15 protein-coding genes are annotated in these 13,371 nt (G+C 68.0%); 3 read left to right on the forward strand and 12 right to left on the reverse strand.

Annotation, left to right across the window (positions count from 1 at the left end; all coding sequences use genetic code 11):
- Positions 1-115 precede the first annotated feature (115 nt).
- Positions 116-934, reverse strand: coding sequence for a pyrroline-5-carboxylate reductase (proC, locus tag G372_RS0103420; RefSeq protein ID WP_019623985.1), 819 nt, complete (start codon positions 932-934; stop codon positions 116-118).
- Positions 935-948: 14 nt separating this feature from the next.
- Positions 949-1,662 carry a YggS family pyridoxal phosphate-dependent enzyme gene (locus G372_RS0103425; RefSeq protein WP_019623986.1) on the reverse strand — a complete coding sequence of 238 codons (714 nt, stop codon included), beginning with the start codon at positions 1,660-1,662 and terminating at the stop codon, positions 949-951.
- A 143-nt stretch (positions 1,663-1,805) separates the two neighbouring features.
- Here G372_RS0103425 and G372_RS0103430 point away from each other — a divergent pair, with 143 nt between their 5' ends.
- Genes G372_RS0103430 through G372_RS0103440 form a run of 3 tightly spaced genes read left to right on the forward strand, consistent with a single transcriptional unit; the run spans position 1,806 to position 5,201 of the window.
- A complete protein-coding gene (locus G372_RS0103430; protein WP_018863608.1) occupies positions 1,806-2,840 on the forward strand; it encodes a type IV pilus twitching motility protein PilT in 1,035 nt (344 codons plus the stop codon).
- A gap of 42 nt (positions 2,841-2,882) precedes the next feature.
- Positions 2,883-4,055 (forward strand): PilT/PilU family type 4a pilus ATPase, encoded by a 1,173-nt coding sequence (locus tag G372_RS0103435; protein ID WP_019623987.1) that lies wholly within the window; start codon positions 2,883-2,885, stop codon positions 4,053-4,055.
- Between the two features lie 27 nt (positions 4,056-4,082).
- Positions 4,083-5,201, forward strand: coding sequence for a PilT/PilU family type 4a pilus ATPase (locus G372_RS0103440; protein ID WP_019623988.1), 1,119 nt, complete (start codon positions 4,083-4,085; stop codon positions 5,199-5,201).
- Positions 5,202-5,307: 106 nt separating this feature from the next.
- On the opposite strand, the gene G372_RS0103445 is transcribed toward G372_RS0103440, so the two are convergent.
- The 10 genes from G372_RS0103445 to G372_RS0103490 form a co-directional block, all read right to left on the reverse strand.
- Complete coding sequence (locus tag G372_RS0103445; protein ID WP_019623989.1) at positions 5,308-6,207, reverse strand: dihydroorotate dehydrogenase electron transfer subunit; 900 nt, start codon at positions 6,205-6,207, stop codon at positions 5,308-5,310.
- A gap of 307 nt (positions 6,208-6,514) precedes the next feature.
- Positions 6,515-7,810, reverse strand: coding sequence for a dihydroorotase (locus G372_RS0103450; RefSeq protein ID WP_019623990.1), 1,296 nt, complete (start codon positions 7,808-7,810; stop codon positions 6,515-6,517).
- Entirely contained in the window at positions 7,807-8,829 is a 1,023-nt protein-coding gene (locus tag G372_RS0103455) for an aspartate carbamoyltransferase catalytic subunit (RefSeq protein WP_018863613.1), read from the reverse strand. Before G372_RS0103455 ends, G372_RS0103450 begins: the two co-directional genes overlap by 4 nt.
- Positions 8,826-9,350, reverse strand: coding sequence for a bifunctional pyr operon transcriptional regulator/uracil phosphoribosyltransferase PyrR (pyrR, locus tag G372_RS0103460; protein ID WP_018863614.1), 525 nt, complete (start codon positions 9,348-9,350; stop codon positions 8,826-8,828). Before pyrR ends, G372_RS0103455 begins: the two co-directional genes overlap by 4 nt.
- On the reverse strand, positions 9,347-9,739 hold the full coding sequence (gene ruvX / locus G372_RS0103465; protein WP_019623991.1) for a Holliday junction resolvase RuvX: 393 nt from the start codon (positions 9,737-9,739) through the stop codon (positions 9,347-9,349). The genes pyrR and ruvX overlap by 4 nt, the downstream gene beginning before the upstream one ends.
- A gap of 18 nt (positions 9,740-9,757) precedes the next feature.
- The gene (locus G372_RS0103470) at positions 9,758-10,336 is read right to left on the reverse strand and encodes a YqgE/AlgH family protein (RefSeq protein WP_018863616.1); all 579 of its coding nucleotides are present in this window, start codon (positions 10,334-10,336) and stop codon (positions 9,758-9,760) included.
- Positions 10,337-10,394: 58 nt separating this feature from the next.
- Positions 10,395-11,321: an energy transducer TonB gene (locus tag G372_RS0103475; protein WP_019623992.1), complete on the reverse strand. Its 927-nt coding sequence runs from the start codon at positions 11,319-11,321 to the stop codon at positions 10,395-10,397.
- On the reverse strand, positions 11,296-11,841 hold the full coding sequence (locus tag G372_RS0103480) for a Gx transporter family protein (protein ID WP_019623993.1): 546 nt from the start codon (positions 11,839-11,841) through the stop codon (positions 11,296-11,298). Before G372_RS0103480 ends, G372_RS0103475 begins: the two co-directional genes overlap by 26 nt.
- A gap of 95 nt (positions 11,842-11,936) precedes the next feature.
- Positions 11,937-12,311, reverse strand: a complete 375-nt coding sequence (locus G372_RS0103485) for a NusG domain II-containing protein (protein WP_018863619.1) — start codon at positions 12,309-12,311, stop codon at positions 11,937-11,939.
- Positions 12,308-13,363 (reverse strand): FAD:protein FMN transferase, encoded by a 1,056-nt coding sequence (locus G372_RS0103490; protein ID WP_026340355.1) that lies wholly within the window; start codon positions 13,361-13,363, stop codon positions 12,308-12,310. The genes G372_RS0103485 and G372_RS0103490 overlap by 4 nt, the downstream gene beginning before the upstream one ends.
- Between the last annotated feature and the right edge of the window lie 8 nt (positions 13,364-13,371).

Genomic DNA, 13,371 nt, shown 5'->3' on the forward strand with positions numbered 1-13,371 from the left:
GCAAGAAAGTACCTCGCGGCGCGCTGGCGAGACAGCGCAGGCAGGCGGCAGGCCGAAGGCACGTAAACTCCAGATGCCGATCCAGGCCCAGCCTGAAACGCGGCGGACGAAGCCCCTACTGTCCGAGTTCGCGCGAGCGTTCGGCCGCCGCCGCCATCGCGCGGCGCATGAGACCGCGCAGGTCGCCGTCCTCCAGCACCTGCAGGGCGCGCTCTGTCGTGCCGCCCGGCGATGTCACGCGGTGGCGCAGTTCCGCCGGCGGCTCGTCGCTCTCGGCGGCCAGCCGGGTTGCACCCGCCAAGGTACCGAGGGTCAGTTCCAGCGCGGTGTCCGGTGGCAGCCCGAGCGACTGCGCGGCCTCCTGCATCGCCTCGATCATCAGGAAGACGTAGGCCGGGCCGCTGCCCGAGGTCGCCGTGACCGCGTGCATCAGCTCCTCGCCCGCCACGGGGATCGCCCGTCCCACCGACTCCAGCAGGCGGGTGGCGGTGTCGCGGTCCTCGGGGGTGGCGGTGGGGGCGGTAAACAGACCGGTCACGCCGGCGCCAACCAGGGCCGGCGTGTTGGGCATCGCGCGCACCAGGCGGGTGTCGTCACCCAGCCAGCTGGCCAGTTGGGCCGTGGTGATGCCTGCGGCCACCGAGATCACCAGGGGCTGCCCGCGGGTGACGGCCTCGCGCAGCGTGGGAGCCAGGTCCGGCAGCGTCTGCGGCTTGACCGCGAGGACCAGCGTGTCGCTGTCCTCGGCGAGCGCCTCGGCACTTGCGGCCTGCAGCCCGGGGTAGCGGGCCTGGAGATCGCGCACGCGCTCGGCACTCTTGTCGGCGACGGCGATGCGCTCGGCGTCGTGGCCGGACTGGATCAGGCCCTGCAGCAGGGCTTCGCCCATGTTGCCGGCGCCGATAAAGCCGACTTCGAAGCGGTGTTCCGTCATGCGGACTCCTGTTCTTACTGGTTTGTTGCGGGTTTGTTGCGGGGCCCGAACAGCGCGGTGCCGATGCGTACCAGGGTGGCACCCTCGAGGATCGCGGCCTCGAGATCGCCGGACATGCCCATGGACAGGGTATCCAGGTCATGTCCCTGCGCATTGAGTTCGTCCTTCAGTTGCCGCAGCCGGGCAAATGGCTGGCGCTGGCGCTCGCGATTGCTCTCGGCGGCCGGCAGGGTCATCAGGCCCCGTAACGTCAGCCCGGGCAGATTCGCGACGGTGTCGGCCAGCGCGGCGGCGGCTTCCGGCGGTACACCCGCCTTCTGGCGCTCGCCCGAGACATTGATCTGCAGGCAGACCTGCAAGGGCGGCAGGTGTTCCGGGCGCTGTTGCGACAGGCGGCGGGCAATGCGCTCGCGGTCGATGGTGTGGACCCAGTGGGCGCGTTCGGCCACGGGGCGTGTCTTGTTGCTCTGCAGTGCGCCGATGTAGTGCCACTCGAGGCCCAGGGGGGTCGCGCCGGTCTCGAGGGCGTCGAACTTGTCGATGAGTTCCTGCACGTAGTTCTCGCCGAACGCCGTCTGCCCGAGGGCGTGCAGCGCGCGGATCTCGTCGGCCGTACGCGTCTTGGATACGGCCAGAAGGTGCACGCTCCCGGGGTTGCGTCCGGCCTGTTCGCAGGCGTGAACGATGCGTTCGCGAACGGCCCTGAATGCGTGGTCTGGTGCGCTCATGGCCCTATGATATAGTCCGGTGAAACGTAAGGGCACCGCCGCCAGGCGGGCGGTGTCCGCCACACGCAGCGGGGCCCGGCAGGGCGCCGCCCGGGGCGGGGCGCTGGGGCTGGCGGCTCGTTTCCGGTTGTACAGGGGGATGCATGGATATCACGCAGCTGCTGGCCTTTGCGGTCAAGAACGGGGCCTCGGATCTGCACATCTCGGCGGGCATGCCGCCGATGGTGCGCATCGATGGCGATATGCGTCGCGTGAATGTGCCGGTCATGGACCACAAGGAGGTCCAGGGCCTGATCTACGACATCATGAACGACCGCCAGCGCAAGGACTACGAGGAGTTCCTGGAGACGGACTTCTCGTTCGAGGTCACCGGGCTGGCGCGCTTTCGTGTCAATGCGTTCAATCAGGACCGGGGCGCGGCCGCAGTCTTCCGTACCATCCCCTCCAAGGTGCTCACCCTGGAAGAGCTGGCGGCACCGCGCATCTTCGAGGAGATCTCCAACTATCCGCGCGGGATCGTGCTGGTCACCGGCCCGACCGGCTCGGGCAAGTCGACCACGCTGGCGGGCATGGTCAACCACCGCAACGAGAACGACTACGGCCACATCCTGACGATCGAGGACCCGATCGAGTTCGTGCACGAGTCGAAGAAGTCGCTGGTCAACCAGCGCGAGGTGCACCGCGACACCCACGGCTTTTCCGAGGCCTTGCGCTCCGCACTGCGCGAGGACCCGGACACCATCCTGGTCGGCGAGTTGCGTGACCTCGAGACCATCCGCCTGGCGCTGACCGCGGCCGAGACGGGCCACCTCGTCTTCGGCACCCTGCATACCAGCTCCGCCGCCAAGACGATCGACCGTATCGTCGATGTGTTCCCGGCGGCCGAGAAGGACATGGTGCGGGCGATGCTGTCCGAGTCGCTGCGGGCGGTGATCGCGCAGACCCTGATGAAGAAGATCGGCGGCGGGCGAATCGCCGCGCACGAGATCATGCTCGGCACGCCGGCGATCCGGAACCTGATCCGCGAGAACAAGATCGCGCAGATGTATTCGACCATCCAGACCAGCGCCGGCACCGGCATGCAGACGCTGGACCAGTGCCTGAAGGACATGCTGGCCCAGGGTGTGATCAGCCGCGAGGACGCCAAGCGCAAGGCCTCCAACCCGGATTCGTTCTGAGCCCGCGCCCCGTCCTGGGGCCTCGGCAAGGGGAGAAGCACCATGGATCGTGACAAGGCGATCAAGTACATGCACGACCTGCTCCGCGCCCTGGTGGACCGCGGCGGTTCGGACCTGTTCATTACGGTGGGCATGCCGCCGGCGGCCAAGATCGATGGCCGTGTGGTACCGATGACCGAGCAGAAGCTCACCGCCTCGCATACCCAGGCGCTGGTGCGCGCACTGATGAACGACAAGCAGTCCGCCGAATACGAGCGCCATCAGGAGTGCAATTTCGCGATCGGCCTGCAGGGCGTGTCGCGCTTTCGCGTGAACGTGTTCACCCAGCGCGGCAGCCCCGGAATGGTGCTGCGCACGATCAACTCGGTGATCCCGAAGTTCGAGGACATCCAGATGCCGCCGCAGCTGGAGAAGATCACCATGGAGCGCCGCGGGCTGGTGATCTTCGTGGGGGGTACCGGCTCGGGCAAGTCGACCTCGCTGGCCGCGATGATTGGCCATCGCAATCGCAATGCCCCCGATCACATCGTAACCATCGAGGACCCGATCGAATTCGTCCACGAGCACGAAAAGAGCATCATCACCCAGCGCGAGGTGGGCGTGGATACCGAGGGCTACGAGATCGCGCTGAAGAACACTCTGCGTCAGGCACCGGATGTGATCCTGATCGGCGAGATCCGCGATCGGGAGACGATGGACTACGCGATCGCCTTTGCCGAGACCGGTCACCTGTGCCTGTCCACCCTGCATGCCAACAGCACTAACCAGGCGCTGGACCGTATCATCAACTTCTTTCCCGAGGACCGGCGCGAGCAGCTCCTGATGGACCTGTCGCTGAACCTCAAGGCGGTGATCTCGCAGCGCCTGGTGCGGCACGAGAACGGCGAGGGCCGCGTGCCGGCGGTGGAGATCCTGATCAACTCCCCGCTGATGGCCGACCTGATGCTGAAGGGCGCGGTGCACGAGATGAAGGAGCTGATGTCGCGTTCCCGCGAGCAGGGCATGCAGACCTTTGACCAGGCCCTGTTCGACCTCTACGAGACCCGCAAGATCAGCTACGAAGAGGCCCTGCGCAACGCCGATTCGGTGAACGACCTGCGGCTGCGTATCAAGCTCGATTCGCAGCGTGCACAGGAGGACGGCGCACCGGCGGTGGCCGACGAGGGCGAGGGCCTGTCCGTGGACGACCGTCCCGAGGACTACAGTGTCCGCTAGCGGTCCGCACCCATCGGGAGACCAGCGATGAGCCAGCTGCAGATCGAACCGTACCTGAGCCTGATGGCGCAGAAGGCCGCCTCGGATCTGTTCTTCCTGACCGGCGCGCCCGCGAGCATCAAGGTCGATGGGGTCCTGCAGCCGATCTCGCGCAAGGCCCTCGCCCCCGGTCAGGCCGAGACCATCGCGCGCGAGATGATGAACGCGCATCAGGCCGAGATCTTCGAGCGCGAGACTGCGGTCAACTTTGGTATCTCGCGCGAGGGTCTGGGACGCTTCCGCGTGAACGTCTATCGCCAGCGCGGCGAGGTCGCGATGGTGATCCGCTTCATCCGCATGTCCATCCCGACCATCGAACAGCTCGGTCTGCCTCCGGTACTGCAGGATTTTGTCGCGCACCAGGACGGGCTGGTGCTGATCGTTGGCGCCACCGGGACCGGGAAGTCCACCACGCTGGCCTCGATGATCGACCATCGCAATACGCACTCCAGCGGACACATCCTCACGGTCGAGGACCCGATCGAATTTCTCTTTACCCACAAGCGCTCGATCATCGGGCAGCGCGAGGTCGGGATCGACACGCCGAGCTATGATCACGCCCTCCAGGAAGGCATGCGCGAGGCCCCGGACGTGATCATGATCGGCGAGGTGCGTTCCCGCGAGACCATGCGCGCGGCGCTGACCTATGCGGATACAGGCCACCTGGTGCTGACGACCCTGCACGCGACCAATGCCAGCCAGGCCCTGGATCGCGTGATCAATCTCTTTCCCGAAGACAATCGTTCGCAGATCCTTTCCGATCTGTCACTGAACCTGCGCGCGATCATCGCCCAGCGCCTGTTGCAGACCAAGGACGGCCAGCGTGTGGCTGCGCTGGAGATCATGGTGAACACGCCGTATATCTCCGAACTGATCCGCGATGAGAAGATCAGCGAGATTAAGGAGATTATGGCCAAGGGCAGCTCGGTGGGGATGCAGACCTTCGATCAGGCCATCGTCAAGCTGTTCAAGGGTGGCCGAGTGATGCTGGACGAGGCCCTGAACAAGGCGGACTCGCGTGCCGATCTCGAATGGCGCCTGAACTTCGGCGGTGGTGTCGCCGCGGCCGACGAGGCCGAGGAAGACCTTGAACTCCCCGACAAGTAGGATGCGCTGAGCGAAGCGAACCGCATCACCTTCCGTCCTGCAACTCAGACTCCGGGGCGTCGCCGCGAGCTTTACGGGGTGAAGGCCTCGGTCCGGGTTTCGCTCCTCAGGCCGGTTCTGGGAACACGTCGGCGGCGGCGAAGACCGGGCCGTCCACGCAGACTCGCTTCATCGCGACCCCGTCGGGCGTGCGCACCGGTACCGTGCAGCCGGCGCAGCCACCCACCGCACAGGCCATGAATTCCTCCAGAGAAACCTGACAAGGCAGGTCGAACTCCGCTGCCAGTTCCGCGCAGGCCTCGAGCATCGGGTGCGGGCCGCAGGCGTAGAGCTCGACCTGGTCACGTTCCGCGGGCGAGAGCGTGTTGAGCCAGGCCCGGGCGAGATCGGTCACGAAGCCGTCATGGGCGCCGGGGATACCGGCCTTCGAGGTCAGGCGGCAGGCCACACCCCAGTCCTCCAGCAGCGGCAGGGTCGCGATCGCGCCATCCGGCAGCCCTGGCCAGAGGATCTCCGAGGGCTTGGCGCGAAACGGGAACGGCACCTCGGAGCCGAGGATCGCGCGGGTCTGGCCCGCCTCGCCCTGGCGGCGCAGGTGATCGGCCAGAAAGATCATCGGCGGGATCCCGACGCCACCCCCGAGCAACAGCCGCAGCGGGCGTTCGGGATTCAGCCGGAACGGGACCCCGATCGGCCCCAGCACACTCAGGAAATCGCCCACCGGCTGTTGCGACAGCGCCCGCGTGCCGTCGCCCACGACCTTGTAGAGGAATTCGACCCACCCGGCCTCGCGGTCGACCCGCTGGATCGACAGGGGGCGCCGCATCGGCAGGTTCGGCGAGCACTGGATATGGGCGAACTGCCCGGGCGCGGCACGTTGCGCACATTCCGGTGCCTGGACGCGCAGGATCCACTGCCCGGCCCCGGCATCCTGGTGATCGAGGATGCGGGCCGCCTCCTCGAAGATCGTGCCGCGGTGGGGGCGTTCGGCGTCGGTGGGGGTCATGCGTTGTCCTTAGGGAAACACTGGATAATGTACACGCTCGCGCTCGAGTCGCTTTTGCGTGCGAACAAGGCGCGGTGACTGCCGTGCAGTGACTCTGCACAAGGGAGCCGCAACGCCGTGCGCGCGCCCGTTTTTGATAACAACGGGCGGCCGAGCCCCTGCTTTAATGGCTTGTGGGGTTGGCATCCCAGGTTCCCCGATCCGGCGTTGCGCCCCGAATCAATCAGAAACGGGCGGGTAGAACCACTACCCGCTGCACGACGCGCCTTGTCTCGGAAAACCTGGGGTGCCAACGCGAGCGTGTACATTATTCAGTGTTTCCCTTAGTGGGCTGGGTCCAGGCCGGACGGCCCGCCACCCAAGTCTCGCGAACCTGGCCGGAGAAGGTCCAGCCGAAAAACGGCGAGTTGCGTCCGCTGCTCAGCCAGTCCAGCTGTCGGACCTCCTGCAGAGCCGCGGGATCATACAGCACGAAATCGGCCCGTGCGCCGGCGCCGAGCCGGCCCTGCTCGAAGCCAAGGATCTCGGCGGGTCCGGACGTCACACGTGCCAGGGCATCACCGAGACTCAGCAACCCGTCCTCGACCAGGCGCAGCGTCAGGGGCAGCAGGGTCTCCAGGGCCGAGATGCCCGGCTCGGTACTGGCGAACGGCCCGAGCTTGGCGTCCGCCTCGTGCGGTTGGTGGTCCGAGCAGATGGCGCTGATATCGCCGCGCGCGACGGCTTCGCGCAGGCCGTCACGGTCGCGCTGGGCACGCAGCGGCGGGATTACATGGCCGTTCGGGTCGAACTCGGCGACATCGACTTCGGTCAGGAACAGCTGGTGGGCGGCCACATCGGCGCTGATCGGCAGGCCCTCGGCGCGCGCCTTGGCGATCATCTCGGCCCCGCGGCGCGTCGACAGCCGCGCGACATGGACGCGTGCCCCGGTCTGCTCGACCAGGGCCAGGATGGCGCCCAGCGCGGCGGTCTCGGCCGCCTCGGGGATGCCCGACAGGCCCAGGCGCGTGGAGACCGCGCCCTCGTGCATGCAGCCCGAGCCGGTCAGCGACAGGTCCTGAGCGGGCAGTACAGTCGTCAGGCCGAACGTGGTCGCGTATTCCAGGGCCCGACGCAGCACCAGCAGGCTGGACAGCGGTTTGTGGGCGTTGCTCACGCCGCGGGCTCCCGCCTGTTGCAGCGCCGCCATCTCGGCGAGCTGCTGCCCCTCCAGGCGCTGCGTCAGGGCACCCAGGGTATAGACCCGCACCCCGCAGGCCTGCCGTGCGCGGCGTGCGATCAACTCGATCTCGGCCGGCGAGTCGATGGGCGGATCGGTGTCCGGGGGAATCACGACGCTGGTGATGCCCCCGCGCGCGGCGGCCAGGGTCTCGCTGGCGATGGTGGCCTTGTGCTCCTCGCCGGGTTCGCGCATGCGCGCGGACAGGTCGATCAGGCCGGGGAACACCCAAAGCCCGGTACCGTCAATGCGCCTTCGCGGCTCGAAGCCGTCCGGTACCTGTCCGCGCGCGAGGATCTCGGCACCCTGCAGGCAGAGCGCCCCGACCTCGTCGTAGTCGTCTGCCGGGTCGATGATCCGTACGTTCTCGATCAGTACGCTCACGACTGATGCGCCCCCATCACCATGGACATCACGGCCTGACGCACCGAGATGCCGTAGGTCACCTGCTGCAGGATCACCGAGTGCGGCCCGTCCGCCACCGCGGACTCGATTTCCACCCCGCGGTTGGCCGGGCCCGGGTGCATCACCAGGCAGGTGGGGTGCGCGAGCTGCAGACGGCGCGACGTCAGGCCGAACAGCTGGTAGTACTCGTGCTCGGAGGGGAGATGGGCGTGTTCCATGCGCTCGCGCTGCAGGCGCAGCATGATGATCACGTCGACGTCCTTCAGCCCGGCGTCGAGGTCGTTGTAGACGTGCACGCCGAGCTGATCGACATCCGCCGGCAGCAGCGAACAGGGCGCGACCACGCGCACCTCGCCGGTCTGCAGGATGTTGAGCGCGTGGATCTGCGAACGCGCGACGCGCGAGTGCAGGATGTCGCCGACGATCGCGACCTTCAGCTTGGTGAAGTCGCCCTTGTGCCGGCGGATGGTGAACATGTCCAGCAGGGCCTGGGTGGGGTGCGCGTGGCGGCCGTCGCCGGCGTTCAGCACGCTGATCCCGGGCGCCGCATGGCGGGCGATGAAATGCGCGGTCCCGCTCTCCTCGTGGCGCACGACGAACATGTCCACGTTCATCGCCTCGAGGTTGCGCAGGGTGTCCAGCAGGCTCTCGCCCTTGACCGCCGAGGAGGTGCTGATGTTGATGTTGAGCACGTCCGCGGACAGGCGCTTGGCGGCCAGTTCGAAGGTGGTGCGGGTGCGGGTGCTGGCCTCGAAGAACAGGTTGACGATGGTCTTGCCGCGCAGCAGCGGGACCTTCTTCACCGCCTTCTCGTTCATGTTTGCGAACGACTCGGCGGTATCCAGGATCTCGATCAGGAGGTCGCGGTTGAGGCCCTCGATGGTCAGCAGGTGGCGCAGCTGGCCGTCATCGGTCAGCTGCAGGCGATTGGGCAACGGGCCCGGCTCCGGCAGGCGGGTGGCCCCGGCCAGGGCCGGGGTGACCACGGTATCGCTCATGCGTCGGCGTCCCCGTCGGTCTCGAGGGTGACGCGCTCCAGGCGCAGGGGTTCGGGGCCGCGCAGCTTGATCTGTTCCCGGGTGCCCAGTTCCATGTGTTCTCCGACGATCGCGGCGGCGATCGGCAGCTCGCGCCCGTCACGCTCGACCAGCACGGCGAGCGTGACCGAGGCGGGACGCCCGTAGTCGAACAGTTCGTTCAGGGCGGCGCGGATCGTGCGCCCGGTGTAGAGCACGTCATCCACCAGCAGGACATGCACGCCGTCCAGGTCCTCCGGCAGCTCGGACGGGCGGACCTGCGGATGCATGCCGATGCGCGAGAAGTCGTCGCGGTAGAAGCTGATATCCAGCTTGCCCAGCGGCCTCTCCACCCCGAGGCGTTCGCGTAGGTGCTCGGCGATCCAGACACCGCCGGAGTGGATACCGACCACCATCGGGTTGTCGATGCCGTGCCTGGCCAGGTACTGGCGCGTCTGTTCGGCCATGCTGTCGAGCAGGGTTGGGACATCCGGCGTCTTCATGCGTTCTCCTGAAACCAGCCTTCGAGGATGACCGCGGCAGCGTGGGCGTCCAGCCCCGGGTCGTGGCGTCCCCGCCCGCTGCGCTCGCGGGCCAGGTGCGATGTCAGATGCTCGTCGTACCAGTATACCGGCTGGCCGTAGCGCGCTTCGAGAGCGGCCCCGAACGCGCGGATGCGTTTCGCCAGCGGGGTGGGTTTGCCGTCCGCTTGGGTAGGCCAGCCGACGACAAAGCCTTCGGGCGCCCAGTCGCTTACCAGGCTGTCGATCATCGGCCACAGCTCCGGTGAATCGGTGTTGAGCGTGCGCAGTCCGCGCGCGGCGCCGGTCAGTTCCTCGCCCACTGCGATCCCGATCCGCCGGCGGCCGTAGTCGAAGGCCAGAAGCCCCATGACGTTGCCGGGCCCGCCTCAGGCGTGGCCGGGCGCGGAACTGATCAGGTTGACGTCGATGCCGATCAGCTTCGCCGCCGCGGCCCAGCGCTCGGCGCTGGGGTGGTCGAACAGGATGTCGGCATCGGCGCGGGTGGTCAGCCAGGCGTTTTCGGCCAGTTCGCTCTCGAGCTGTCCCGGTCCCCAGCCGGCGTGTCCCAGGGCAATGAGGACGCGGTTCGGGCCGCGGCCCTCGTTGATGGCCTCCAGGATGTCGCGCGAGGTCGTCAGCACGATGGAGTCGGTAATGGGTTGGCTCCCCCGCCATTCGGGCTGGCCGGTATGCAGCACGAAGCCGTGCTCGGGCTGGACCGGGCCGCCGCGGTAGACCGGGATCTCCGGCAGCTCGTCGCGAGGTTCGAGATCGACGTGTTGTAGCAGATCGCGCAGCGAAAGCTCGGTTGGCTGGTTGATTACCAGCCCCAGGGCCCCTTCGGCGTCGTGATCGCAGATATAGGTGACCGCATGGCTGAAGTAGCCATCATTCAGGCTCGGCATCGCGATCAGGAAGTGATCGCGCAGGCTGGCCGCGCTCGAGCTGGAGGGGGCTTGCGTCATGTGCTCAGTATCGACGCTGCTCCGTTATGCCGCAAGGAACCGGGGCCCGGATGTTCCCCTAGCGAATCTGCTCTATCTGGTCGCGGCGGAAGGCCCAGGTCCGCGTGATCACGAGTTCGTCGTATTCCTCGCGCATCTGTTCGGTAAACGGGGCATAGGGGGCGGCGAGTTCCACGATGCGCATCGCCGCCTGGTCGAGCACCGGTTCGCCGGAGCTGCGGGCGATCTCGATGTTCATCAGCTCGCCGTCCGGGTTCAGGCGCACCGACAGCACCAGCGTGCCGGACAGGCCCCGGCGGCGGGCCTCGTCGGGGTAGTTCAGGTTGCCCACGCGCTCGACCTTGTTGATCCAGGCCTGCAGATACGCGGCCTCCGGCGCGCTGCGCGCGGCGAGGCTGTCGAGGTAGCGGGTGCGGGTGGCGCGGGTGGAGAACTCGCGGCGCTCTTCGGCCGGGGCCGCGCGCGCGGTGTCCAGGCCCCGGTTCATCAGCGCGGCGGCTGACGGGCGCTCCTCCGCCTCGGGCGATTCGATCGGCTCCGGTTCGGCGACCTCGGGGGCAGTCGGTTCCGCTTCGTCCGTCTCGGCCTCCACGGCCTCGGGTTCCGGCTCCGGTTCCGGTTGGGCGGGCTCCATGACCAGCGGCCCCGGGTCTGGGAGCGGGGCTTCGACGCCCTCGGGTTCCGGTTTACCGACACCCTCGGTCTCGGCCTCCGGGGACAGCGCCTCCTGCACTTCCTCGCCTTCGCCGCTGGCGGCCTGGTCCTCGGTGGCGATGCGCTCGACCTCTTCCGGCTCCGGCGCGTCCGGATCGGTCACCCAGGTCACGTCCAGGGGCTCGCGGGACGCGGTGTCCAGCGGGTCCACCGCGAAGCCGATGCCGAGGATGATCAGGGCGTGCGCGACCACGGCCAGAAACAGCATCGGGGCCAGCTGGCCGCGACGCTGCGGGGATTCGGGTTCAAGGATGCCGTGCGAGACGGACATGGCGCTGGATCCGGGGGTCTGCGAGCACGTGTGCGGCCAGTATACCGGTCACGCTGCCGGCAATCAGCGCAGCCAGCAATAGTGGGGGTAGCACCAGTGGCAGGTTCGGGTGGGGGATGATCACGCCCCAGGCCAGCAGGAACTGGCCGGTGATGTGCGCCATCGCCGCGGCGATGGCGAGGCCCAGGGCGCCGACATGTCGTGGCGCCAGTGGACGCAGCAGGCCGAGCGCGGCCAGGGCGGCCAGGGCCCCGGCCAGCGATAGCCAGAAGGTGGGGCTCAGCAGTGTGCCGAGCAGCAGGGCGGCGCCGACGACCCGGATCAGGGTCACCGCGACCGCCGCGCGCCAGCCGAGGGTTAGCAGGGCGATCAGGGTCACGATGTTCGCGAGTCCCGGTTTGATCCCGGGCACCGGGCTCGGGATCGCCGCCTCCAGGACCTGGACCCCAATGGCGATGGCGGCCAGCGCGGCGATCGCACGGTCGCGCTGCGTCAGCGTGTCGGGGAATGAGGCGGTCACGTCGTACCCAGGGAAACACTACCCGCTGCACGACGCGCCTTGTATCGGAAAACCTGGGGCACCAGCGCGAGCGTGTACATTGATCAGTGTTTCCCTTAGTAGTGAATACTGTCGTAGCCGGGGCCGCGGCCCTGGACCTGCAGGGTCAGCCGGTTGGGCAGGCTGACCGCGACCTCGCCGTGACGCTGCAGCCAGCCGCTGTTCTCGCAGATGTTGCGTGTGCCGGGGGAGTCGGCGCAGCGGGCCCGGCCCGGCTCGATCTGTACGCGGGTGATGCCGGCCGGGCCGTGGATCTCGATCTCGCGGGCTCGGTCCAGGGGCTCCTGCCGCGGCGGTTCTCCGGTCTGGGTGATGACCAGCATGGAGGCCTCGGTATCCGGCAGGTAGGCGAGGGCAAAGGCCGCAACCACCGCGCCGCTGGCCAGGGCGGCGATTACCCCGTCGCCCCAGCGCAGACCAGATAACGTCACGGCAGCCCGCGCTCCTCGAGCGCGGGCTGGTCGTCCTCCATGCGCACGCGCTCGGCCATCGCCGGCGTTGCCTCGATGCGGTCATCGAGTACCACGAGGGCGGCCTCGATGCCCATCTTGCGGGCATAGTGCGGCCATTCCTCGGGGCCGGCGATCATCAGCGTGGTCGCGGCGGCATCGGCCAGCGCGGGGTCGCTGTGCAGCACGGTGGCCCCGTGGACGCCTTCACTGGGGCGTCCGGTGCGCGGGTCGATCACATGGTGGATGTGTTCACCTTCCCATTCATAGCCGCGCTCGTAGTCGCCGGAGCTGAACAGGGCCTCGACCGCGTCGAGTTCGATACTCCCGAGAATGCCCCCCTGCGGATGGCGGATCGCGACTTGCCAGGCTCGATCCGCGGGTCGCCCGAGGGTCATCAGGTCACCCCCGGCGTTGAAGATCGCGGCCTCCACGCCCTGATTCTGCAGCAGGTCGAGCATGCGTTCGACGGCGAGGCCCTTGGCGAGGCCGCCGAAGTCCAGCTGCAGATCCGCGTGCTGGCCGCGCAGGCGCACGCCGTTGCGCTCGATGTCGCGCATGCTGGGCGGGTCTTCGAGCAGCGCCTCCAGGGTTTCGGCGTCCGGCGGCGGGCCCTCGGGCTCGTCCTGGTGAAATCCCCAGGCGGCGACAAGCTTGCCCAGCGCGGGATTGAACAGGCCGTCGCTCAGCGCCTCCATCTCCTTTCCGCGCTCGATCAGCGGCAGCACGGACGGGGGGGCGCTGAACTCGGCCTGCAGCGCCAGCAGTTCGTTGGTGCGCCCGAGTGACCCGGGCTCCCAGGCATGCCAGGAGGTATGCAGGATCTCCAGCTCGGCCTGCAGCTCGGACTCCAGCGCCTCGAGGTCGTAGGCCCCGGCGGGGTAGAGCGTGATGTCCACGATCGTGCCGAAGGCAAAGAAGTTCAGCGTCTCGGTGTCCGGTGTGTCGCGGTCGCATCCGGCCAGGGCCAGCGCGGCGAGCAGGATCGGCCCGAGAAGGGCCTGGCGGGTGCGCAGGGGGATCGGCATGGGCATCACCTCGC

The sequence above is a fragment of the Thioalkalivibrio thiocyanoxidans ARh2 genome (assembly GCF_000385215.1).
GTDB classification, from domain to species: domain Bacteria; phylum Pseudomonadota; class Gammaproteobacteria; order Ectothiorhodospirales; family Ectothiorhodospiraceae; genus Thioalkalivibrio; species Thioalkalivibrio thiocyanoxidans.

Bases quoted from the DNA above. Each gene is read 5' to 3' on its own strand.
- proC (WP_019623985.1), bottom strand. From the start codon at position 934: ATGACGGAACACCGCTTCGAAGTCGGCTTTATCGGCGCCGGCAACATG.
- G372_RS0103425 (WP_019623986.1), bottom strand. From the start codon at position 1,662: ATGAGCGCACCAGACCACGCATTCAGGGCCGTTCGCGAACGCATCGTT.
- G372_RS0103430 (WP_018863608.1), top strand. From the start codon at position 1,806: ATGGATATCACGCAGCTGCTGGCCTTTGCGGTCAAGAACGGGGCCTCG.
- G372_RS0103435 (WP_019623987.1), top strand. From the start codon at position 2,883: ATGGATCGTGACAAGGCGATCAAGTACATGCACGACCTGCTCCGCGCC.
- G372_RS0103440 (WP_019623988.1), top strand. From the start codon at position 4,083: ATGAGCCAGCTGCAGATCGAACCGTACCTGAGCCTGATGGCGCAGAAG.
- G372_RS0103445 (WP_019623989.1), bottom strand. From the start codon at position 6,207: ATGACCCCCACCGACGCCGAACGCCCCCACCGCGGCACGATCTTCGAG.
- G372_RS0103455 (WP_018863613.1), bottom strand. From the start codon at position 8,829: ATGAGCGATACCGTGGTCACCCCGGCCCTGGCCGGGGCCACCCGCCTG.
- pyrR (WP_018863614.1), bottom strand. From the start codon at position 9,350: ATGAAGACGCCGGATGTCCCAACCCTGCTCGACAGCATGGCCGAACAG.
- ruvX (WP_019623991.1), bottom strand. From the start codon at position 9,739: ATGGGGCTTCTGGCCTTCGACTACGGCCGCCGGCGGATCGGGATCGCA.
- G372_RS0103470 (WP_018863616.1), bottom strand. From the start codon at position 10,336: ATGACGCAAGCCCCCTCCAGCTCGAGCGCGGCCAGCCTGCGCGATCAC.
- G372_RS0103475 (WP_019623992.1), bottom strand. From the start codon at position 11,321: ATGTCCGTCTCGCACGGCATCCTTGAACCCGAATCCCCGCAGCGTCGC.
- G372_RS0103490 (WP_026340355.1), bottom strand. From the start codon at position 13,363: ATGCCCATGCCGATCCCCCTGCGCACCCGCCAGGCCCTTCTCGGGCCG.